19 protein-coding genes and 1 tRNA gene are annotated in these 21,877 nt (G+C 41.8%); 2 read left to right on the top strand and 18 right to left on the bottom strand.

Annotated features, from left to right (window positions below; genetic code table 11):
• Positions 1 to 20: 20 nt before the first annotated feature.
• The 18 genes from ACE6F3_RS05870 to ACE6F3_RS05785 form a co-directional block, all read right to left on the bottom strand.
• Positions 21 to 2,294: a hypothetical protein gene (locus ACE6F3_RS05870; protein ID WP_392654647.1), complete on the bottom strand. Its 2,274-nt coding sequence runs from the start codon at positions 2,292 to 2,294 to the stop codon at positions 21 to 23.
• The gene (locus tag ACE6F3_RS05865) at positions 2,294 to 3,103 is read right to left on the bottom strand and encodes a hypothetical protein (RefSeq protein WP_392654646.1); all 810 of its coding nucleotides are present in this window, start codon (positions 3,101 to 3,103) and stop codon (positions 2,294 to 2,296) included. The genes ACE6F3_RS05870 and ACE6F3_RS05865 overlap by 1 nt, the downstream gene beginning before the upstream one ends.
• 2 nt (positions 3,104 to 3,105) lie before the next feature.
• A complete protein-coding gene (locus ACE6F3_RS05860) occupies positions 3,106 to 4,653 on the bottom strand; it encodes a hypothetical protein (RefSeq protein ID WP_392654644.1) in 1,548 nt (515 codons plus the stop codon).
• Positions 4,653 to 5,186 (bottom strand): hypothetical protein, encoded by a 534-nt coding sequence (locus tag ACE6F3_RS05855; RefSeq protein WP_392654643.1) that lies wholly within the window; start codon positions 5,184 to 5,186, stop codon positions 4,653 to 4,655. The genes ACE6F3_RS05860 and ACE6F3_RS05855 overlap by 1 nt, the downstream gene beginning before the upstream one ends.
• A 93-nt stretch (positions 5,187 to 5,279) precedes the next feature.
• The gene (locus tag ACE6F3_RS05850; protein WP_392654641.1) at positions 5,280 to 5,693 is read right to left on the bottom strand and encodes a hypothetical protein; all 414 of its coding nucleotides are present in this window, start codon (positions 5,691 to 5,693) and stop codon (positions 5,280 to 5,282) included.
• A 74-nt stretch (positions 5,694 to 5,767) separates the two neighbouring features.
• On the bottom strand, positions 5,768 to 6,703 hold the full coding sequence (locus ACE6F3_RS05845; protein WP_392654640.1) for a major capsid protein: 936 nt from the start codon (positions 6,701 to 6,703) through the stop codon (positions 5,768 to 5,770).
• Between the two features lie 16 nt (positions 6,704 to 6,719).
• On the bottom strand, positions 6,720 to 7,307 hold the full coding sequence (locus ACE6F3_RS05840; RefSeq protein WP_392654638.1) for a hypothetical protein: 588 nt from the start codon (positions 7,305 to 7,307) through the stop codon (positions 6,720 to 6,722).
• Between the two features lie 76 nt (positions 7,308 to 7,383).
• The gene (locus ACE6F3_RS05835) at positions 7,384 to 11,532 is read right to left on the bottom strand and encodes a hypothetical protein (RefSeq protein ID WP_392654636.1); all 4,149 of its coding nucleotides are present in this window, start codon (positions 11,530 to 11,532) and stop codon (positions 7,384 to 7,386) included.
• Positions 11,533 to 11,537: 5 nt separating this feature from the next.
• Complete coding sequence (locus tag ACE6F3_RS05830; RefSeq protein WP_392654634.1) at positions 11,538 to 12,470, bottom strand: hypothetical protein; 933 nt, start codon at positions 12,468 to 12,470, stop codon at positions 11,538 to 11,540.
• Complete coding sequence (locus tag ACE6F3_RS05825) at positions 12,470 to 14,308, bottom strand: hypothetical protein (protein WP_392654632.1); 1,839 nt, start codon at positions 14,306 to 14,308, stop codon at positions 12,470 to 12,472. The genes ACE6F3_RS05830 and ACE6F3_RS05825 overlap by 1 nt, the downstream gene beginning before the upstream one ends.
• On the bottom strand, positions 14,308 to 14,604 hold the full coding sequence (locus ACE6F3_RS05820) for a hypothetical protein (RefSeq protein ID WP_392654630.1): 297 nt from the start codon (positions 14,602 to 14,604) through the stop codon (positions 14,308 to 14,310). Before ACE6F3_RS05820 ends, ACE6F3_RS05825 begins: the two co-directional genes overlap by 1 nt.
• Positions 14,601 to 15,935 (bottom strand): hypothetical protein, encoded by a 1,335-nt coding sequence (locus ACE6F3_RS05815; protein ID WP_392654628.1) that lies wholly within the window; start codon positions 15,933 to 15,935, stop codon positions 14,601 to 14,603. The genes ACE6F3_RS05820 and ACE6F3_RS05815 overlap by 4 nt, the downstream gene beginning before the upstream one ends.
• Before the next feature lie 3 nt (positions 15,936 to 15,938).
• The gene (locus ACE6F3_RS05810) at positions 15,939 to 16,469 is read right to left on the bottom strand and encodes a hypothetical protein (protein ID WP_392654627.1); all 531 of its coding nucleotides are present in this window, start codon (positions 16,467 to 16,469) and stop codon (positions 15,939 to 15,941) included.
• A 203-nt stretch (positions 16,470 to 16,672) separates the two neighbouring features.
• Positions 16,673 to 16,749, bottom strand: a tRNA-Thr gene (locus tag ACE6F3_RS05805).
• Between the two features lie 12 nt (positions 16,750 to 16,761).
• A complete protein-coding gene (locus ACE6F3_RS05800) occupies positions 16,762 to 16,998 on the bottom strand; it encodes a hypothetical protein (protein WP_392654625.1) in 237 nt (78 codons plus the stop codon).
• A complete protein-coding gene (locus ACE6F3_RS05795) occupies positions 16,976 to 18,043 on the bottom strand; it encodes a metallophosphoesterase (protein WP_392654623.1) in 1,068 nt (355 codons plus the stop codon). The genes ACE6F3_RS05800 and ACE6F3_RS05795 overlap by 23 nt, the downstream gene beginning before the upstream one ends.
• Before the next feature lie 609 nt (positions 18,044 to 18,652).
• Entirely contained in the window at positions 18,653 to 19,042 is a 390-nt protein-coding gene (locus ACE6F3_RS05790) for a hypothetical protein (RefSeq protein WP_392654621.1), read from the bottom strand.
• 3 nt (positions 19,043 to 19,045) lie between these two features.
• Positions 19,046 to 19,246 carry a hypothetical protein gene (locus ACE6F3_RS05785; protein ID WP_392654619.1) on the bottom strand — a complete coding sequence of 67 codons (201 nt, stop codon included), beginning with the start codon at positions 19,244 to 19,246 and terminating at the stop codon, positions 19,046 to 19,048.
• A 1,452-nt stretch (positions 19,247 to 20,698) separates the two neighbouring features.
• Between ACE6F3_RS05785 and ACE6F3_RS05780 the strand changes: the two genes are divergently transcribed.
• Both ACE6F3_RS05780 and ACE6F3_RS05775 read left to right on the top strand, forming a co-directional pair.
• On the top strand, positions 20,699 to 21,007 hold the full coding sequence (locus tag ACE6F3_RS05780) for a hypothetical protein (RefSeq protein WP_392654617.1): 309 nt from the start codon (positions 20,699 to 20,701) through the stop codon (positions 21,005 to 21,007).
• Between the two features lie 33 nt (positions 21,008 to 21,040).
• On the top strand, positions 21,041 to 21,871 hold the full coding sequence (locus tag ACE6F3_RS05775; RefSeq protein ID WP_392654615.1) for an ArdC family protein: 831 nt from the start codon (positions 21,041 to 21,043) through the stop codon (positions 21,869 to 21,871).
• Positions 21,872 to 21,877: the final 6 nt, after the last annotated feature.

Genomic DNA, 21,877 nt, shown 5'->3' with positions numbered 1-21,877 from the left:
CAAGTTTATTTGTGGGCATTTTATGGAGCAGTCAAGAGCAATACGAATTGCCCGGACTCTTCCTTCCCTGTGTTCTCAAGACCTTGTGCGGACCGTATGCGTACTTTAAACGTATCGCTATTAGTCTTATCTGCCCTAAAACAAAAATCCTTCAGTGTGCCGGGGGAGCAAAGAGACCTTATCAAGTCAATCTGCTGTTCAGGCGTTTTTTCCTTATAAGGCTTACTGCAATCTATTTGGATTCGCCAACCCCAACTATCAGGAATAAGCTTAAGGTAACTTAACACAGTATATTCAAGATCAGGTGATCGTGTATCAGTAGTACCTCTGGCAAAATCAAAACGAAATTGTATTGCCTTGAAGGTAATACCAGCACTATTAGCGAATTCAAAAGTGGTTTCCCCGGATGAGGAAATAACACCAAGTGTTGTCCAGCCAGTAGACGTATCAGTGTAAGCATGATCAAGCCTGTATTTTACAGTGATAGTTTCTGAAGACGTTGGACATTTGCAAGCTACGGTATATCTTACTGCGAGTTTTTGGCCAACCTGCCAATCACCGTCATACCAAGGAGTAATAAGAACACCACTGTTTGTAAAAGAGTATGAAGGAGATTGTAAGGGATTACGGATATTCCGCTCACGTGTGAGATAATACAGAGTCCCGTCATGGTCAAAATATAGGCGATAATCATATGCGGATGATATAATCCCACCGGACATTACTTTATCAGCCGTAGATGCCAACCAGACCGGATGCCAACCCCATTCATCTTTAGCATACACGCCAGAATAACCAGTACCATCAGTTTGTGACGCATCAACGAGGGCGTAGAATTCATTGTAACCTTTTATCAAAGAGACTATCTCGCCACGATATTCAGCAGGTAATCCATCATCACGATCAAGCCCACAGCTTTGTATGGTAGCCGTACCACCAGCAATATATCGTAAAACATCAAGCCCGGCAGTTACATAATAACTATCTCGCCACCAGCAGACGCCTTTCCCTGCATTGGGATGCTCAGGCAACGCAAGTTCGGTTTCTACAAACCTATCATTTGCGAAGTCGTGAGCAAATAGACCTGATGTAGTTGCGACATAAAGTATAGGATTACCCTCAGCAGAGCGGTATATGTCCAGATTATTGATCGTAGAAGCTCCTTTGTGAAGCGTCCCATTTCCCAGAAATACAGGGGCGGCCGAGTTAGGAGTAGTGGAATAAATCAATGCACCTGTTTGACTCAAGGCAAATAATTTGTCTTGCCAGTGAGCAAACCAAGTTGCTCCGGCCTGATTAGTAACGGTCCATGTGCCAGAAGTATTCATGTACTCATAATAATCATCATCTCCAAGTGCAACATAAAGACATGTACCAACACTATCGCAAAGGGATGTTATCTGATGAGTAAAAGTCCGTACCACTACAAGACTGTTTCCTGTGGTTTTATCTAACTTGTACAGGACAGATCCATTAGCGATATACAGATCCCCGTTGAAATTACGGTATTGTAAGGGTGCTGAATGGCTGTACCCTATTTCCAGTATTGCATCGTTTGCCTTGCCAGATGCTGATTCGGCAACAGCGGCAGTCCCGGATAATTGTATACTTACAGTAAATGATGAACCGGATATCCGGATAGATCCACCAACATAATCAGCCCAATTACCTATGCCAGTGTAAACAGTTGTAGAGTTTATTTTAATTGTAACGCTACCAGTACCACCAGATGCGTAAGTGGCCAATGCTTTAGCTTTGAATTTAACAACCATATTAGTAACACTCTCAGAGAGTGTTATGGTTTGAGTAAATGTACGATTATAATTTGATGGATTGTAAAGATCAGAGCAAGCCACATTCACATAATAATCATCACCAGAGAGAAGTTGTTTGCTTAATGTACCATCACCGCCAGTAACGGTCCAGCCATCTGTCCCATAAGTACCATTATCAAAACTAGGATTGACCAGAGTTGCACCGGAGGGAAAAGCAGGAAAGGATATAGAATTTACCTTTGCCTGTAGGGTATGATGATTTTTGAATTGACAATTTGTATTCGCAAACCAAGAGCGATCAAATTGTGTCTTCTCATCCATTTCCTCACAGAGTATGCCGCTTCTTAGATCAGCTAATACCCATGCAGAGAGTTCATTATTGCTCTCTTTGTTATAGTCTCCAACTACAACTTTTGCAGGAAACACACTGGTAAGAATAGGCTGGACTCCACCCTTAATCGCAAAACGATTACCATCCAGATACACTTCGCCGGGTTCAAGAACCTGCATTACTGACATTATTCAATCACCCGTTTGGAATTCATAGGTAAAGCCATTGAGACAGTATTACTTCGGCAGATATCAGCTTTCTTCTGATAGGATTCGGATAATATCTTCTTAGTGTCATCTTTCATTAGAAGAATGGCCGCCGCTTGAGGGCAGATATAAGCCGGATTTATAGGACAAGCATCCGTATCAGATGTGAGATTCTCAGGTACAGACAACCCTTCTATACGTAATTTACGACCAACTGTAAGGCTTGCGAAAGCAGGGTTAATACGTATTTGAGGGTTAGTCCCTTTGATAATTTCAATAGCATTGGGATCTATTTCGTCATTCTGGAATGTGCCGTCTTCATCAGCTTCAGTTACACGATAGACATAAATGAAAGACGTAGGCAAATCATACTCCCATGTGTCCTCCTCAACAGTAACAGATGCTTCATCAAGTTTCCAAAATAAACCTTCCTCAACAACTATATCCATAGCTTGATTAATGGCATCCACAATTTGGCTACGCCTATATTTCGTGAGGATTGAATACAAATCACCCGCTACAATGGTATTAGGCAAAGCCGGAGTAAAAGTAATAACACCACCAGTTGAAGCAAAATCAGTGATACGCCGTCTCAGAGTAGCATTATTACCTGACTCAAAATAGATTTCAGGGCTTCCAGTGGAATTGAAGTAGTCATCAGTTTCCGGCCGGGAAGTATCGGCACAGGTAGTTGTACTACCTCCAGTGGCTTCACCTTCGTACCAATCATCAAGATACAAATTAGCAATTATTTTTATCAATTCAGCCAGAGTTTTATTAAACAGAGCCATATTTAATCACCTTTTTGCTTAAAATCTGCATGATTACCTTTTTCCCTGAAACCATTAACCAATAATCTTAGAGAGACAATCCCACCGAGAAATTTGGATTGCCCCTTAGCTTTACGGATATACCCCGAAGAACTCACCCTACCACCAATGAGTAAGAATATTTTTCGTATAGTATTTAATCCAGAACTAGCCGCAAGTAAACCAGAGCCAACCAACATTTTGATTGTTTTGATCTTCGCAAGTGAGGATGCAAGTCTAACGATACCGTCTCCAACGAACTGAATGAATTTTCTTACAGTAGCAAGAGAACTCTGTGGTATGACTGTCCCACCGCCAATTGCCAAAAAGATTCGTTTTTGATCAGAAAGGATACCTGAACTTCCAAGTATTCCACCAACATTTATTTGGAAGATACCTTGTGAATACGTACAGTAAATGGAGAACTTATTTGTTGAATGGGTAATAGTACCCAAAGAAGTAGGAGAGTCGTAACTATTTGAACTATCATAATGTCCCTGATCAGTAACACCAGTGTCATAATAAAAAGCGGCATTATAAGCATTTTTATTTATGATTGATAAGACATAAGGTGTTTCGGAGGCGATGATGGGAGGTGTCCCAAACGCACTCGTTTTCCAAGATTTAGAATAAGCAGACGACACTTCATTACCAACACCATTATTGACTACTGAAAGGTTTGTGTGTGCGATAAGTAATCCCTTAAATGGATATCCACCAGTGCTACTTGTGCTTACAGTGATACTTTCCCCCATACTTGTTCCTGAAGGAGATGTAAACAATGAACCAAGCACAGCACCAGCCGGGCCTTGTTGACTAGAAGAACCTGCCGTTTCATATCCGAATGTCGGATCAATTCTTATAGGATATGTAGCTGACGCAAGCCATTCCTTATCAAATTCGCAACACCAATAGCCATACAAAAATACCCACTTACCAAGACAAATTAAACCTTTATCGTCAAAGGCAATAGGGCGTTTTATATGAAAGGCTTTACCAGATTTATAAGGTTCTCCTTTATAGAGTTTCCCTCCTTTATTGTCATGGTATACGGCTAACGACCAAACAATATCTTTAGGCCGTTCACATAGGAGATTACCCTTTGCATCAAATGCTTGTGTCTCCGTTACAAGATCCCAAGCAGGATCTTTGATTTCAAGGTTTAAAGGTGGTTGTAAATACACATTTAACCCGGTCAAATCCATAGGAACAGGAAAACAATTGGCTGATAACCGCTTGAGGAGAATAATCTCAAATTCAACCCCGCCTTCATCTCCTGCATCAGGAGCATCATAAATAAGATAGGCATAGCTGTTAGTCTCAATACGGATTTTGCTACCATCAATAATAGGATTGCTTAAGGTAGTAGCAATAGGATATTCCGCAATTAAAGACCTTTTATCTGGCCAACCTTCCCATCTATTCATTTGAATATGTGGCCGACAATCAAAAGAATCTTTGTCACCTACGACATATTTATCTCCACATTTTGTAGTATATTCAAATGTATTACGGGCTATTTCATTAATCATTAACCACCAGATGTAAAGGTTATTTCAAAAGTAAACTCTATTTGATTTGTAGCAAGAACATTTATAGCTGTAAACTTCGTTCTATCCATTAATGTACCGCTTGTTGAGGCATTAAAAAGCCCATGCTCGGTAATACTCAATTCCTCGGAAAAAGTGATGGTAGCGACAGATTTATAGATATTCCCTGAAGATCCTTCAATCTGATTACCCTCTACCCTTGCACCACCAAAAGGTGTACCAAGAGATGTATTTTCAGCCGCTTCATCAGATGTACCAGTACCACAATCATGGTATTTGAATAAAGCCAAATTTGCTAAAGGTGTAGCTTGAGCCTGAAGAGAATCAATCAACAAAGCAACGAAAGCATCTGTTACGCACTTATTCTTGACTACACGTTTATCACCAGTATATTCATATGCGAGTGTAGCAGGATTCCAGACCTTCTTTTTAGCTGTCATAACAGTTTGAACATTTACACAACTGAATCCTAATAGATTTTTAACTTGTGCAATTGTTCTTTTAATTTTCAACATTAAATCCCTCTCAATTTAGTGAAAATAGAAAATGCCCGGAAGCTACGATGAAGTAAACCTCCGGGCATTTATTTCAGATTACGAGACTAACGACTAGCTACTTGCAACGCTATCTGCTCGGCCGCCAACGTCAAATTGACATTGTGTTGCACTCAGCATCATACCCACCGGGGTAGTAGCATCGGAAGCAGTTGAGGGAACAGTTTCAGTGATACACCCCTTATTTGTACCCTCATCAACATAGACCGGATTACCGGGTGTGCCACCAGTATAACCGTCAACTACGGGGCAAGGAGATACAGGTATCTCATCGCCAATCGCACCACCTTTTAAGGCGACCAAGCGGCCCTGAACAACAGAGCCAGCAGTCGCCAATGCAAGCTTCCAGCCGCTACTGTAACCAAGAACATCACCAACCTTACATGCCTCGGCTAGAGTTATTTTCGGGGGTGTACTGCCCTTACCACTATTGACGATTGAGCGAACACCACTATCAGCAAAAGCCATATTTAATTAACTCCTTTATAATTTATTGGAGAGGCCGGGAATCCCCGGCCTCTGTGAGGTATACCTGCAATAAACTAGGCAGTAACAGTGCCAGCCGCTACTATACCGTCTACCTTGACAGCCAGACGGATATTTTCCAACTTAAGGCCACAATACCATTTAATGCGGGTACGGTCAGCATCCTTGCTTTCCAGTTCGCCAAGTTCAATAGTTTGCACGCCTTCAGGAGACTGGAGACCGCAAACACCTTGGTCACCGAATTTGAGGCCAAAGAGACTTGTGTTTGCACCGCCTGTTTTTGCGGCGAAAGCACCACTGGAAGCTGTTTCTGTATTGACAATGAATTCATCCTTGATCCAAGGTATACCATCAAAGTCAAGGGCAGAAGCACCGAAGCCAATGGAAACATTCGGGATCTTATCGCCTATGGATTCTCTGTAGGCCGCAACACTACGCCGAAGCAGGCCGGAGGAAACGATGATATCAGCAGATTCCAACAGCATGTCCAGAGCGGCACGCAGTTTTGCCATTGAGAGAGCTGTACCAGTATCAGTGCCAGCATGAACAGTATTGTAAACAGTGGAAGTCAAGAGCTTATGAAGGCCAGTGAATTCCTTAGTATTGGTACTGTTATCACCATAGTAAAAACGATCAAGGAAAGCGTTGCGAACAGCCTTAATCTTGTTGTCAATAACTGTGGCTTTCAGGTCAATCTGATTGGAGCGAGTAGCTTTCAGGAAGCCATCAATATCAGCATTGCCACCAAGAATAACCAGTTGAGCAGTAGCCTGTGTAACTTCAGGTGTGCTTTCCTCTGTCCATTCTTCATTGGGAGCGTAGAATTCGGCACTGGAATCCTTTGTGATTGTGTTGTAGGTAAAGGAGTTGCCGAGAACATCCATAAAGGGCAGTTTGGCAAGGATCTGACTGGATTTAGCCAGCCTATCAATAACCTGCCCCTTCAGGGTAGTTGTGGAATACTTGTTAGCCTCTATAAGACTTATTGCCATATTCTGTTATCCTTTCTTATTTTGTTGAATTACGAATGACATGACGCCATTGTTGATCAGGTGTCATTTCGTCAAAATTGACACCTGCACCACCGGGAGAACCGCCATCTATTTTTTGGGCAGGCACTTTAGAATCGCCTTGACTTTCCAACCTCAGATGAAGGGCTTTGTTTTCCATTTCAAGCGGAGTTTTAGCAGTAGACAGATCATTAAGAGATTCGGGAGGCAAAGAATATTTCTTGATATACTCGCCTGCTTTAGCAATCCGAATTGATTCATTAGCCTTAAATTCGGCTGTATTCTCTGGCTTCTCAGGTACTTTTGCTTCGCTGGAAGCATTGCCAGAACCGCCTTCATATTTGGCCAGTTTGCTCTTTAAATCACTGTTTTCCTGTGTTACCCTCTGGTAGTTTTTATCCCACGAACTTTGCCGGGAATCCCATTCCGCTGAAGTGTAAACTCTGTCTCCATTGTTGGTTTTTTGGTCTTTGTTTTCCGCTCCGGTTGTGTTCGCAGAAGCTCCGGTAGCCTCTCCATTTTCAGAAGCGGCAGGCTGAAGATTCACAGAAACATCAGCAGAAGTTGAATTTACAGTTTCACCCATCGTTTATCCTCTTACTGTTAAAATAGAAAAGGCTGGTAAATACCAGCCTTTAAGTGTGATTTGCACCAATAATCAATTATTTAATTTGGGCTAACACATTTTGCCAATTCACCTCATTTTCATTCGTCTTATTACCTTGCAAATTATGATAGAAAAGAGAATTTTGCAGATATGAATTACTCCGGGCTTGCTTATTCATCAACTCCTTATAGGATACAGTCCTATATGAAGGGGTATAGATTCTGATTTTGGATATCCAGTCAGAGTCTAGCCCGGCATTTTGCAAGATGCGGCTAGCATTTTCCAATGCTTGCCTACTACGTGCCGTAGAATGACGCCCTAGAATCAATAATAAGGCGTCTATTTCGGGATTTGCGACCAAATACCTATCTTTCTCAATAGCATTTTTTTGGTCGTAATATTCTTTCACCTGAGTCTTAGCTGTAAATATTAACCGCTCAATTGGCTGTACCGTCTCGGGCAGATTATCAATGAAGTTATCTTCTTGACGTTTGATATAAGCACTGATATCAGGTGGTAATTGGGATAAGAAATCTTCTTGGCGTTTATTCCAATCATCCCAATCAACATCACCATTTTTAAGATAAGAAAGCGTGCTTCTTATCTCGTAGTATTGATTAAGAGCTTTTTCTTCGGGTGCGGCCCTTTCATTAAGCCATTCCTGAAGTGCCGCCTCTTTATCTTTTGGTACGTAATTTGCTAGCAATTCGTTATACCAGCTATTACTGTACCTATCAGTACGTAATTTATCAGAGGCCTTCATGTAATCTTCAAGGGTTATCTCACCGGATGTGACTTTAGAGGCTAGGTCTTTTAAGCCATCATGGTAAATTGCATCAAGTTTTTCGGATACAAAACGGTCTATAAAATCATAGTCCGTACCACGCTTGAGTTTTTGAAGAGCCGCCTTTTCGTATAATTCGGCATACTCGGCATATTGGCTATAAAGCCAGCTCTCTTGCTCCATATTTAAATCAGCATAAGTGAAAGTACCAGCTTTCTTTTTTTCCTTCTGCCAATCAAGGAGTAGATTGTCGGGCAATTCGTCTAGATGTTTGGAAGCAAAATCTTCTGCCTGCTCACTATACTGCACTCCGTAAGTACGGAAGCCAAACCAGTTTGCAATACCATCTGCCCATGTCTGATTAGGTTCACCATCCGAGCCACCAGTACCACGTAAGACATCCCATACATTCTCACCGGATATAATGTCTGTTACAGGTTCTCGCATCCAAAATGGGAGGACTTTACCAGCTCCATATGAAAGCAAATCAATTAGTCGCATCTTGGGGCGGCCAATCTCATCCTTACCTGTAAAGAGTACGTTTCCAAGATAATCCCGGCCTGTAGCAAAATCTATTACAGTACTAATAGCAGGGGAGGTGTGGCCGTAAAAGAATTTCAGTAAGGGATTTTCTCTTACGTCAGGGGAAGCCAATTCTTCGGGATCATTCAGTGATGTATCGGTTAAGACAGCTAACGTCTTAATCAAGCTACACCAAATGCTACCAAAACCTATATGGCTACCGCCAACCTCTACAGTCATAAATTCAGATTGAGTAGGATCAAACATTTTGGGGGCTTTGCCATCTTGCCACACAAGTCTATCTTCTTGCCCTAAAGCTATGGCTATCGCTGACATCAAAGCAGGCATACCAATAGCCATACGGCCAATACAATTACGTGCAATCCTTCCAGATTCCCCACGTTGAAACCCCTTAGATATAAGAGCAAAGGCCGAAGCATAATATCTAGGAGCATAACTCAAGAGAGAGAGACCAGCACGTTGATCCTTTGTATAACCGAGCCGTACAAAATCTGAAACACCGCAAATATGATCACAAGTAGTAACTAATTCTGCCGTTTCTTTCTCAGTTAGTTTACGACCCAATTTAGCAACGAGCATATCACGTTCATTTTCGTAGAGCAGGGTACGAGAAATATCTATATACGTCTCATACGCACCGGATAAACGATTGAGTACTTTATTCCGGCCAATTGCATTGACAGCATGGGAAGCCTCTGTAACCTCAGTTGAAGCTATAGCAACCCCACCATGTTGAGACATTTCAATCATAGCTTGTTTATGCTCTGGCAAAGACATCCAAGTTTTCATGTTTTCAGGATCACCCAGATGATGCATACCAGCCGAAAAACCTTTGGCCCATACCGCAGGTTTATACCAGACAAGCAGAAGGCCTTGTATCATAGACCAACCTGTATCAAGCCCTGTATTCACCATACGAACAACAGAGGTTAGGTTTGTTGCCCATTCCAAAAATTGGTTAGCCGAGGTTTGCCCATGAATTACATCATTAACAACCCTTGCATGATCAATTGGCATAACATAGTGTTTCATCCCGGCATGTTCTATTAAGGCTTCGTCTGCTTTAATAAATGTGTTATCCGGGATATATCTTGCCAAGAAAGATCCATCATCCGCTTTTAAAGTCTTCAGATATTTCGTCAAGCGTGTGTCGGCTATCAAGTTATAGGCAGATCGCATATACATTTCAAGAGCAAACTGAAGATCGCTCTCGTAGGTATAACCGCTTTTCAAAGCATCTGCAATATCTTCTATTAAGCGTTGTTTAAAGGCATCACCTTTACCGCCAATTACAGCTTTGGCACTTGCTAATTGTGCCTTCACTTCATTGACATCTTTCAGCATACGATGAATATATCGTTCACCTTTGCCTAAGGTAATAGGTTTGAAATTAACGCCCTCGTTTTTAAGTACCTCTACCATTGTGGTATAGATCTCATCAAGAGAATCTAAATAATCCCACTGTTCTTGTGTCAACCAATATCTGCCCGGATTCTCAGCTACGGCATTGATATCAATAATTGACTTGCCGTCTTTTGCAATTACACCAGTAAGTTTGCCATTGATAATTTTAAAAGGATTTTTTCTTGACATAAAGTCATTGATGCTCAAGCGAGAGAGAGAAACAGCAGATGCTTTCATCTTTACCCAACCATACAACCCCTTAGTTAGGGGAGTAACAGCAGAAGCGGCAGGAGCGAGGGTTCGCAAGGCCGCATTAACAGCAGGGTTTTTAGCTAACTTCTCAAGCACTGGATGAACATCTTGTTTGATATAATCCTCAATCGTGGTCAACAATGACATCATCTTAGATGGCTTAGAAATAGATGTTTTAGGAATATGAAGATACTCTATTCCTTTTCCGGCTAATTGCATTTCCGATAATTGCTTTTCAACATCCTTCAGAATTCCCAATGTGCCAGAACTATGGGTGTTTTTAGATATGACATTCTGCAACGACTTCTGAATACCGGAAATATTATCACTATAAGATTGAACCGTTTCCCGGATGATTTTCTCCGCAACTAACCCATCATATTCAACGGAGTGAGTTATGCGAGGCATATCCGGGGCTGTTTTATTGCCCGGTACATTATCTATTTCACGTAGACGGACATTGATCTCTTCAAGTCTGGCGTCTACTTGTGATTTTCCAGTATCAGCGGATCTAGTGACAGTCTCAATACCATTTTCGGCTGTCTTGATTTCAGGAGTCAGAACATTATCAGCTTGGTCAATTTTGTTAAAGGGTATAGCGTCAACAACCTCATCAACGACCTTTGCTCCATTTTTAACAGCCTTGAACATACTTGTAACAGTCTGAATTGGCTTGATGGCAACATTTTCAATGCCGATCATACCTGTGGCAAATTCACCTGTTCCGCTAGGTGTAATACGCATAGGTTTATTCATCTCTTCCAAGAAGACATCACCAGCCCTTGCCCATCCTTCTTCACCTACAACGGACAGAGCTTTAATTGCAGGGCCGAATTCACCGGGTGTCCATAGTAAACGAAGCCAGCTAGGTAGAGTGACCAAGGCATTTTCTGTGGCTTCCCCAGACTGTAAAGCTTTGCGAAACAAATCATAATCTTGAAGTGTTTCACCGCTATAATCCGGATTAAACCATTTTGAAAGTAAACTCCCACCAACTGCCGCAATCCAATCAAATAATCCAAGCCGCTCACTTTTGGACTCATCCCATTGTAAGAAATTAGATAAACTCCAATTGTCAGGCTTACGCTCAGGAGGGATATAACCAGCAAGTGTCTTTTCTTCAGGCTCTTCTATCTCAGGGGTTTTAACCTCTTCCTGTTTATTCACAATTGTTTGTGAAAAATCAGGGATTACCCATGAACCATTCTTACCAAGAGGCATGATGATTACCAGAGCATAAATTTTGTTTTGGGATTATAAATATTTGTTGTATCATTGAAATACGATAATCCTTTTTTATTGCTGTTATTGTACTCATCAAGAAACGAGTACGTATTACCAGTTTTTGAAAACTTCTGCGATAGATATGCCTCAAAAGGATTAGTGAAAGTCTTACGTGTTTTGTTGTCCCATCTTTGTTGTTCTTCAAGTAATTGCTGATAACGTTTTTCGGCATCTGCCTTAGCCTTTGCTATAGCTTCAAGATTCTCACCGTAAGCCTGTGCCGCATCAGTAGAGCCGCCATTCTCGTTGAAATAGCCAGCCATATCAACACTTTGAGCCAGCAAAGCATCGTATTCGGCCTGAAGTTTATCCAGAGCATCTTTAGCTGTTGTCACTTGGCTATAGAGAGTCATACCGAGTTGACGATCGTCATCATATTCCTTCCACTGTTTAGCCCAATCGTTTGGGGCAGAGAAGGATTGAGAATTCATAAACTCATTATAAATCTCTTGAAAAGCAGTCCTTGAACCGTACTGATCTTTCAGCTCATCAGGCAGGTTTTTAACAAATAGATCATAAAGCTGTTGAAAATCAGTAGTAGAGAGTGGTGCTGTAGCAGGTTTCCAGCCACCTATCCTGTATTGGCCAGTATCAGAATCAAAGAGATTAGCTATACCGCCGTAACCAGAATACAGATTTTGCATTGTGTTATTACGATTTTGATATCGGGCATATGAAAGATCATCATCAGTAACAAGACCAGCCTCAGAAAATGTTTGCCAGTCATCCCCATTTTGAAGCCTCTGCAAGATCTTATTCATAGATGAAAAAGCATCTGAAGATGTTATGCCACCCTCAGACAGGAGCTTATTCAGGTAGTTTTCATAGGCCTGCAAGAAAGCGGCTTGGTCATCTGTAGGTGTCCATTCCGACATTATTCCTCATTCTCCTTTGCGTTCAACGCACCAGAAGGTAATCCCCCCGACATTTCGGGGGGATACATATTACTCGGCATACCAGTAGGACCGGATGGTTGGCCAACACCACGCATGGTCATCGCCATAGCGTTTAAGGCTGATTGTTTCCCTGCATCCATAGATCCCGGAGACATAGGGGCTTGTTCAGGGTTAGAATTTAAACCCATCTTCTGCTGTAATAAGCGAAGCTCTTGTGTAATCGCCATAGCAATATCAACACGCCCATCACTCAGTGCCGCCAATAGGGATTGCAACATCCATACAGTGGGAATGTTGCGAGCTTTTTCACGCAATTGACGTTCATTTTCCCGGTTAGTATCTTCAACACCAAGCAGGTTTTCTTGAATAGTCTGCTTACTAAGAAGATCAGCTTGCCCGGCCTGTTGTGCCAACATATATCGTTGGGCATCATCTTTCGGGAGAATTTGAACCAGAGAAATATCAAGATCCCAATCACGTTTAAGATTTGATGGAGATACTTTCAGTTTCTTTGCCCGGCCAAAAGCACGCCCTCTGCTATCAGTTCCATGTAGTTGTAAAGCTGGAAGACCAGTCTTAAATTGAGCGATCATTTCCCTACAGATAATCGTATATGCCTTAGTCAAGGCATTTGCAAACGCTTGATATGCGGTTTCAATATAAGCTTGCGATTGATTGATAGAAAATCCGCTCTGCCTATTACCTGTCCTGCCATAAACTGAGGAAGGTAAACCGCCGTTCTCTACCAGTTGAGCCACTTCACCAATTAATCTATCAGTGTCAGGAGGCGTTGTTTGGGGCTTTAGTAACTCAATTGTCTCATCACTGGCAAGGGCAATAGTGGTAGTTTTATTTGCAATATACGGATTGGCATCTAGGGTACGTTTGCCATTACGAGATTTAATTATTACCGTAGGATTTAGACCACGATCAACGATCGTCATCCTATCCGAGATAGATTTGCTCAGTACAGGATACATATCACGATTGGCAGAGAAAAAGGATTCACCAATCTTCGCCCCTGCTTTATCGTAGTTAATCTTCGTATCCTGCGGACCATATGAATAAACAGGAGGTGATATCCAAGGCAGAATACGATAGACCGGGCAATAATCAAGGCCATGCGGAGTAGGTTTCTTTGCCCATTGGCCATTGATGATTACAGCATTTTTCTTTTCATCCCAATAGTCTATAACATGAACAACACTATCAGGTGATAGATTGGGGAAGGATATGCCCCATTCACTTTCGGCATTTTCCGCTGTAGTGGTATAACAATGGGCGGCCCATAGTAAGCCTTCCTTACCAGTACCATAAGCGACATTACGTCTATCCCAAATATCAATACGGGGATTTGTCTTGCCTTTGTCATCTTTGTATACGAAGGTGCGAATAAAACAACCGCCACGTAATACCAGATAACCGCCTATAGCCTCTCGGATTGAAGGGGTAGAAAGACGAATACATCTCTCATCGTTTAGTTGTAATACACCATACAAAAACCGCTCTAAAACAGAAGCAGAATCACGTTCATCTGAAGTAAGGTCATCATCAGGTATGCGAATAATTAATTTCATACCTTGCAAGATCAGCATAACCTTATCAGCATCAGTTTGAGGTATATTGACGGTAACAGATGTAAAATTCCTGCCGGCATTAAAAGGCTCAAGATTATATAGATCCATATCGGCATCCATACGTGTCTTCAGTTTGAGAAAGGATGTATTACCAAAGAACCTCTTAACTTTTTGCTCAATTCGGGAAAGCTCTTCATCTTTTGAGCCACCGTTGATAGCCTTCCTTAACCCATCAAGCATTATTTAACCTCATTAGCAACGGTATTCTTATCATCAGCAGGGGCTTGTTCAACATCGGATACAATAGCCTTGACATCGCTGGCTGATACTTTTTCAACTTTTTCACCACCGTAAAGAGCCAGCATATTCTTAATACGCTTTTTAGCATACGGATGCAGATTTTTAATTGAGACAGTATCCTTAAAATCACTCACCAGAGCTACAGGCTCACCTTCCCAAACTATCTTAAAGGGCATATTCTTCAAGACATCGTCTTTGGAAAGTTTACGGAATTCAGTTATAGCTATTTCTTTCATTGAGGTAATACTCCTACTTTAATTTTCTCAGGCCGTTCTTCTTTAGTATGACCCAACAAATCCACCAACCCGTATGCAAGGGCCTTACACGCATCGTTATACCTATCCTCAGGTAAGTCAGATATAGGTATACCGTCTTTATCCAAACGATAATGATACACGTGTGTAAGTCCGGTTAAAGGATTAGGACAACCGCCTAACTCTGAAATAAGGCCAGTGCAGTTTTCGTTGATATAAATCATTGGCTCATTCGTTATAGGGTTTAATTTAAAACAAGCCCTTGTACGCTCTATGCCATCTTTGATATCAACCTTTTGACTTCTAAGGTAGACACCACTTTCGTTCAACCATATTTCAGACGGAGCAGGCATCCCTTGATGTTGTGTGGCGGCTATGTCAATAGCACCACCCTTAACGTTTTTCCACCAAGCTCTTTGCTTGGCCATTTTAATAATCTCAGACGTAATCAAACCACGTTCAAAGATTTCATCAATGATATAAACATGGTCATCATAATATTGAGCGGCCAAAACAGAGTAGAAGTGGGCATAACCTACATCAACCCAAATATAAACCTCGTGATCAGGATCAAATTCATGATTACCAACATGTGTACTGATATTGAATTCAGATATTACACGCCCCTTCGGAGGACAAGGAATACCACCGAAACGCTCCATAAACCATTCAGGAGTGGCAGTATTTTCAATAGCCTTTATCTCCGGATCGTTTCTTCCACCGGGAAAGACTTTCAGATTAGACCATGTGGGCATAGAAAAGGATCTTGCACCTTCACTATTGGGTAATTGCCATTTGGCAAATTTCTCAGGATACCAACCCAGACTACTTTCAAACGTACCTTCAAGTAACAGCCAGCCTCGTTTTTCAGCAATTCTAGCCCTTAACTTACGGTAAGTTTCAATATCAAGCTGTGAAGCTTCACAACCAATAATGCCATCCGGAGCAAGCATAGCTATTTTTCGGGGGTCTTTGGCACTCTTAGTTTGTACTCGGATTGTATCAGCAATAACAATCTCGCCCGGATCAATGCATTTGGTAGCTGTATACGGAAATTCCAAGATATCAAGTGCGTCTTTTATGTACTCATATTCGGCACGTGTACGCTCATAATCAGCGGCAATCAACCAGTAAAGAGTGCCTTCCCAAAACATTGACATAAAATCCATAGCAGCCAAGTATGATTTGCCGGAGCGTTCACCCCCGGCTACCATCCTTACACGTTCAGGGCAATAATGTATACGGGCTTGCTCAATGCTAGGTTTATACCCTAACCTTTTCCAAACATATTCCTTTTCAGGTATACTTGACATAAGTTACACCTGATCCGAATCAGCTACCGGAGATAGGGCAGGGGAGATAGTACCTTCAATAAGCACTTCGCTTGTCCTTATTGCCTCGTTTTCACCTGCGGAAAGTCCCGGAGTAGCTCTGTCCCGGATGGTCTTAATGTCACGTACAAAAAGAGACAGTTTGTTTTCACCTTCGGGTTGTTTATTGTTATCACGATATTCAGGTCTATGCCTCTTAACAAGGAACATGGCCGCCAGAACATTCTTGGAACTACGAAGTATCCTTATTTGTTCATCAGCAATAATTTGCCCGGTGGCATCAATACAGTTTTTGAATATTTGGTCTTCTTTGTACCAGACATGCAAAACAGTAGGTGGTATACCAAGTAGGTCAGCGGCCTCTGTTAGATCCATCGCCCTTTGATCAGTTAATAGATCAATGGCCGCATCCTTTATTTGCATAGCCTCTTCTTCAGGAAATTCACTGGCTTTCTTATAAGCCTTCCGAGTTTCCATTTTGACTATTTTGTTTTGACTACCCTTTGGTCTACCCATGCAATCACTCCAGTACTAAAGTAAAAAGCCCTAGATTTTGATCGTAGGGCTTGATTTTTCACGATTGGTTTCGGGAATAGGATTCAAACCTATATCTTTTGGGCCAAAACCAAAAGTCCTATCGTTAGACGATCCCGAAAGGTTAGAGGGGCAGGCGGCGTTAGCCACCGCATGATGTACTCACACCATGTCATTACCCCTCATGGAGCTAGGACAGGGATTCAAACCCTGATACTAATTACTTACAAGGCAATCGTTTTGCCAGTTAAACTATCCTAGCGAATAAACTACATTACATAACTCGTTTTTTCAGTATCCGGCATTTTCTTGCCAGTGCATAATCAATTGGAACATCCAGTCCGAGACATCTGTTTTTGGCCTGCTTTGCCAACTCAGTTATTTCCTCAATAGCAGGTGCGATGTAATCTTGCATACCGTACATGCGGAAAGGTTCAAAAGCACCGATAGCTTGAAGTCCGAATTGTCCCCATATTTTTTCTTCTGCTTCAGAAGGCTTGAAAGTCTGCATTGAATTCTGTACCGATAATATCCTCTTGTGTAATATTTTTGTTACCACGCCATATCTCGCCACCGTAGATAAAAGCATGTTTAACTATAGGAATAGGCTCAACCATAAAACGGTTATCAATAAAGTGAACGAGTGAAAAGCCTTGATGCCAATCCGGAGTATTATCAAACTCTGGATCTAAAGAACACAGGCAATAGTTTTCCCACCAGCCATACTCACCAAACGTATCTCGCTTAGTGTAAGTACCGCCACGATGTGAATGGCCACATATACCACTACCGCCACGTTTCTCGTACATGGCCTTGGCTGTCCAACCAGAGTGCTTTCTGACACGATCACCATGATGTGCCATAAAGACACCGTTTATCAGTAACCCCTTATCGTAAGAGCCTAGCTTAATGTCAAATTTATCAAGTTTGAAGAGCTGGTCCAACTTCAAAGCATCAAGACCAGATAGTTCAGGCACTTTATCCCATTTAAACCTACGAAGCCTATCCTCATGATTCCCCGGTATAAAGATAATATTTGAAGCCGGGCAGGATATTCTCAGTTTGGAAAACAGTGCAAAGAGATGATATAAATCATTCTGAAGTTCTAATCGGCGTTTGGGGTTCTGCGAAAAGCGACTTAACTGATAGAAATCAAACCAGTCACCAACTAGAATTACATAATCAGGTTGTATCTTGGCTAAGAAGCGACAAACAAGATCATAAACAACCGGATCATAATACGGAGCATGAACGTCATTTAGGACAGCAAGTGTCTTCAGGTGTTCACGATCAGGTATATCAAGCTTGGTAATTACATCTTTACGCCGGATAAACGGCATAGAGAACCGAAGTGTATTCGGAACAAAAGGTTGGACAATCAGATCCTCTACAGGCTTGCTTCTTAAAGTAGAAACATAATCACGTAAAGAGGAGCGAGTACCCCTGCCACATGCCTTCTGGAGTTCAAGTATTTTTTCGGAATTACCCCTTTTACCCTTGACCTCATCGTATTTAGTTAAAAAAGAGTGCTTAGTTTCGCCTTGGGGTAATTTCAATACTTTCTCCCAAAATAAGAATTTAAATATATGGGTGTGGTAGTCTAAGCCTCATTCACTACCACTAAGAGCATTAACTAATGCACACCGAGCCTAATAAAATTTCAAAAGGCAATTCGGGTAGCTCTCACCAATCCGTAGACTGCGAGCCGGGGATTTTTACCCCGGATGTAAACTGCTCTATGCTTCATTTACGAGTACCGCCTTATAGACGTTTGTATGTTGCACAATCTCTGCGTCTCCACATTCCGCCACTCGCAATAATTTATTGGTTACTGGCTAGGGATTTGAACCCTAGATATGAGAGATTAACTGTATTCTCTCCCGCTAAAGAACCACCTATAGCCTAAGAACACATCGTTAATTTTTACATGTGGTAAGCACAACTAGGTGCGATTAATCTAACCTCACTACTTCCTAGCCATAGCGTCTACCTATTCCGCCACCAGTAACCACCTAGCCACACGCTTCCTATCACGATTACTCCATATAGCTGGTAAGCCTTCCGCCCTGTCTTGGATACACTTGCCATTTTCGTAATTTCAGCTCGCACTATATAAGACTTTGGAGAATACGTGCTATCAGTTTGCAACCTGAAAGCCTTGTCCGCTAGGATTTGTGAATTTTATCCGGCCATTCAATAACACAACCGGGCATTAGCTGTTTTGCCGATTGTATCAACCCATGTGCCAAAGCATTGAAAACCTTATGCGGAAGATCACTGTTACAGTACACCCAATTTATTGCGTGTAAGATCTCATGCACAAGGGTTATTGTCATAGCAGACGGATCACGTGGCTTTATTCTAATCAGGGCTTTATCTTCAGATATATCCCCATTTAACCCCTCGGCTTCTAAACCATGATCTACAACTATTCGCCATGCGATTCCACCTATTGTAACAACGCCAAATGGAATTACAGGGCTTTCATTATCACTTGTGAGGGTTTTATCACATGAAGGCTCTTTCTTGTCAGTTTGGGCTTCAGGCTGTGTCATGCACTAGCTCCAAAACCTTTCATCAGACACCCAATAGGCATCACCCTTATCAACCTCAATATTCCGGCCGCACTCTTCACAGTGGTAAACATCAATTTTGCGTTCACCAGTAATTGAGTGAACGACCTTTGTCTTTACCTTATCCAAAATCCGGGGGAATTTTCTATTGGGAGAACAGTGAGGACATAAAACAGTATCACTCATTACACCCGCCCTCGCTTCCAATCATCCCACCGAGCCTTACTCTTTGGATGGTTTACAGCCATAAGCGTTCCACCCTGCAAAAGTACCCATATAAACAACCGGGATATATCTTGATTTGTCATTCCTTGTCCACCTTGTATATTTTTGTTGTCATTTATTGCTTTATTTGCCACTTATACGCTATCCTTATGCCATTATTTCAACATCAGGAGGGAATTTCGCATGAGTCCATCAGCTTTAGGTGAATTTCTGGGGTTTGCTTTTGGTATTTTCGTTGTTTTGATGATCATAATTGCCATTAAAAAGCTTATAACCAACATCATAAGAGGTTATAAAGGCAGGTAAAACCCTTTTTATAGCTTGGATTGGAAGGGCTGAATCCTTTTTTGTTTTTTAAAAGATTTAACCATATAGGCCACAATAACGAACCGGGTAAGGGGACGGTACGGGGGGGGTAGAGCAATAGTACCAACTAACTTTTCCCTCCCCTTAGACATTCAAGCCTTCGGTAGTGAGTGGGCTATTTCATTCTGACACCCAGACTTCAACCGGAAACCTTGCCGTAAAGTTGCAGAGACAAATACCAAGGCGTACAATCCGTAAAGAGACACCCAATACAGAGTAGGGTAGTGTTAAAGGTATAAGAGATTTTCTTTCTCGCCTAGGAGCTTACACCAGTAGTCAAGGTTAAGGTGTACGCTTATTCGCTTCGCTCTAAGCTAAGGCGAACCATTGACTTACTGGTAGGTGAATAACGGCTTGAAAGAAAGAAAATCCAGACTGGCTTACGGCAAAGCTACGGCAAAGCCAAAACTAACACCCCGAAACAAAGCTAAACAATCGTGATAATTGACATAAGTTTTCTAGTGCGAACCTTACTTTACCTTACCACAAATACACCTTAGCTTTATCCCGTTTGCCGTATTATGCCACATCTTACCGCCGTTTGACACCGTATTCGTGCTTGTTATTGCCGTATAATACGGTATTTTACTTAAAAAGCAGTCAAATTAAGAGCTTATTTTAAGAAATCCCAGACCGACAAAGATAACTAAGTAAGCCCTCCGACAACCACAAGACAAGCCGAACAGCCCCCAAGACACATTCAGGAAATACCACCCAGCCCCCAAACCTTAACCGCTCACGTTCAATTGCAAGTGTAAGACAATAGAAAGCTCTTAATCCCCCCACAAGCCCCACCCCCCAAATTTACAACCGACTATACACCCTTTACCCATTACCTATACTTATATACCATAAGGGCTTATACAGACGGCAAGAGCCGTTACTCTCTAAGACTGGCATTGGTCTGTTATCTTGTGCCACTCCGTTTATTTGTTCGTAAAATATTTTCAAATAACCCCATTTAACACCCTTTACACCCTTGACAACCACTTAACGCCTGTTATATAATATCTTATCAAGAGTTAAATAGACAGAAGGAGTAAACAAGTGATACAGCCAGTTAATTTTGACGACTTCGCTTTTGCACTTGGAGACGTTGGAGAAGATAACCATAATTGCCCCTATAGTTTTGAAGGGCTTCATGCACTCTTTAATCATCTGGAGTCACAAGAAAAAGAAACAGAGTCCACGATTACTTTTGACCCATGGATTATTGCATCACAGTACAAGGAATACGATAACTTAACCGATTACAACAGGGAACACGACACAAACTTTGAGACCTTAAAGGAATTTATGGAGTCTAACTTTGCTATACCTCTAAAGCCATCAGATAGTTTTATCACTAATCATTAAGTAACAAGCCGAAGCAAAGGAGTATCAAAGACAGTGGAAAACACCGAGCAGTTAAACGAACTCAAAGCCAAATTAAGCCAGCTTGCGAACAGTATCGTAACCGACCCCAACAAGCTAAAGGACTTCGTTTATTCATGGTCAAAAGGCTTCCACCATTACAGCTTATTTAATTATCTACTGATATATAATGCTTGCCCCCACGCCTCACTTGTGGCTGGCTTTGCACACTGGAAGAAGCATAACCGCCACGTAAAGAAGGGAGAAAAGGCTATACGTATTTTTGCCCCTCTACTTATCAACCGACAAGACCAAGAAGAAGCAAAGGAAACACAGAGCGACCAGAAAACAGCAATTAAAATATTAGTTGGCTTTCGCATCGTGTCCGTCTTTGACATATCGCAAACCGCTGGAGAGCCTATTGAGCTAGGCTGTCAAGAGTTAGTACATGGCAACCCAAACATTGATATAGACAAAATAGCTTCGCTCTTTCCGTATCCCGTAACAATTGAAGATAAAATTGACGATTGTAACGGACACACAAACGGAAAGGAAATCTATCTTACCCGTCATAACTCCAAGCCAGCCATGCTTGCTACATACTTTCACGAATTAGCCCATTGTATGCTTGAGCATGTCTCACTTATCGCACACACAGCAAGCGAACCACTACCAAGAAGCACCGCCGAAATGGAAGCCGAAGCAGTCAGCTACCTAGTGTCTTATTACGTGGGCATTGATAACGAGAAATCAGCCCTTTATCTTGGCAACTGGAAAGCCGACAAGGATAAACTGGAAGACTCAGGCACAAAGATTTTAAAGGTAGCCGAGCAAATCATAAAGCAAATTCAAAAACTAGGTTATTAAATAAAA

The organism is Dehalococcoides sp. THU4, assembly GCF_043231265.1.
GTDB lineage: Bacteria > Chloroflexota > Dehalococcoidia > Dehalococcoidales > Dehalococcoidaceae > Dehalococcoides > Dehalococcoides mccartyi.
This window is presented reverse-complemented; position numbering and strand designations above follow the sequence as displayed.

What these genes read in the sequence shown, in the direction of transcription:
- ACE6F3_RS05870 (WP_392654647.1), bottom strand. Translation starts at nt 2,294, where the DNA reads ATGTCAGTAATGCAGGTTCTTGAACCCGGCGAAGTGTATCTGGATGGT.
- ACE6F3_RS05865 (WP_392654646.1), bottom strand. Translation starts at nt 3,103, where the DNA reads ATGGCTCTGTTTAATAAAACTCTGGCTGAATTGATAAAAATAATTGCT.
- ACE6F3_RS05860 (WP_392654644.1), bottom strand. Translation starts at nt 4,653, where the DNA reads ATGATTAATGAAATAGCCCGTAATACATTTGAATATACTACAAAATGT.
- ACE6F3_RS05855 (WP_392654643.1), bottom strand. Translation starts at nt 5,186, where the DNA reads ATGTTGAAAATTAAAAGAACAATTGCACAAGTTAAAAATCTATTAGGA.
- ACE6F3_RS05850 (WP_392654641.1), bottom strand. Translation starts at nt 5,693, where the DNA reads ATGGCTTTTGCTGATAGTGGTGTTCGCTCAATCGTCAATAGTGGTAAG.
- ACE6F3_RS05845 (WP_392654640.1), bottom strand. Translation starts at nt 6,703, where the DNA reads ATGGCAATAAGTCTTATAGAGGCTAACAAGTATTCCACAACTACCCTG.
- ACE6F3_RS05840 (WP_392654638.1), bottom strand. Translation starts at nt 7,307, where the DNA reads ATGGGTGAAACTGTAAATTCAACTTCTGCTGATGTTTCTGTGAATCTT.
- ACE6F3_RS05835 (WP_392654636.1), bottom strand. Translation starts at nt 11,532, where the DNA reads ATGCCTCTTGGTAAGAATGGTTCATGGGTAATCCCTGATTTTTCACAA.
- ACE6F3_RS05830 (WP_392654634.1), bottom strand. Translation starts at nt 12,470, where the DNA reads ATGTCGGAATGGACACCTACAGATGACCAAGCCGCTTTCTTGCAGGCC.
- ACE6F3_RS05825 (WP_392654632.1), bottom strand. Translation starts at nt 14,308, where the DNA reads ATGCTTGATGGGTTAAGGAAGGCTATCAACGGTGGCTCAAAAGATGAA.
- ACE6F3_RS05820 (WP_392654630.1), bottom strand. Translation starts at nt 14,604, where the DNA reads ATGAAAGAAATAGCTATAACTGAATTCCGTAAACTTTCCAAAGACGAT.
- ACE6F3_RS05815 (WP_392654628.1), bottom strand. Translation starts at nt 15,935, where the DNA reads ATGTCAAGTATACCTGAAAAGGAATATGTTTGGAAAAGGTTAGGGTAT.
- ACE6F3_RS05810 (WP_392654627.1), bottom strand. Translation starts at nt 16,469, where the DNA reads ATGGGTAGACCAAAGGGTAGTCAAAACAAAATAGTCAAAATGGAAACT.
- ACE6F3_RS05800 (WP_392654625.1), bottom strand. Translation starts at nt 16,998, where the DNA reads ATGCAGACTTTCAAGCCTTCTGAAGCAGAAGAAAAAATATGGGGACAA.
- ACE6F3_RS05790 (WP_392654621.1), bottom strand. Translation starts at nt 19,042, where the DNA reads ATGACACAGCCTGAAGCCCAAACTGACAAGAAAGAGCCTTCATGTGAT.
- ACE6F3_RS05785 (WP_392654619.1), bottom strand. Translation starts at nt 19,246, where the DNA reads ATGAGTGATACTGTTTTATGTCCTCACTGTTCTCCCAATAGAAAATTC.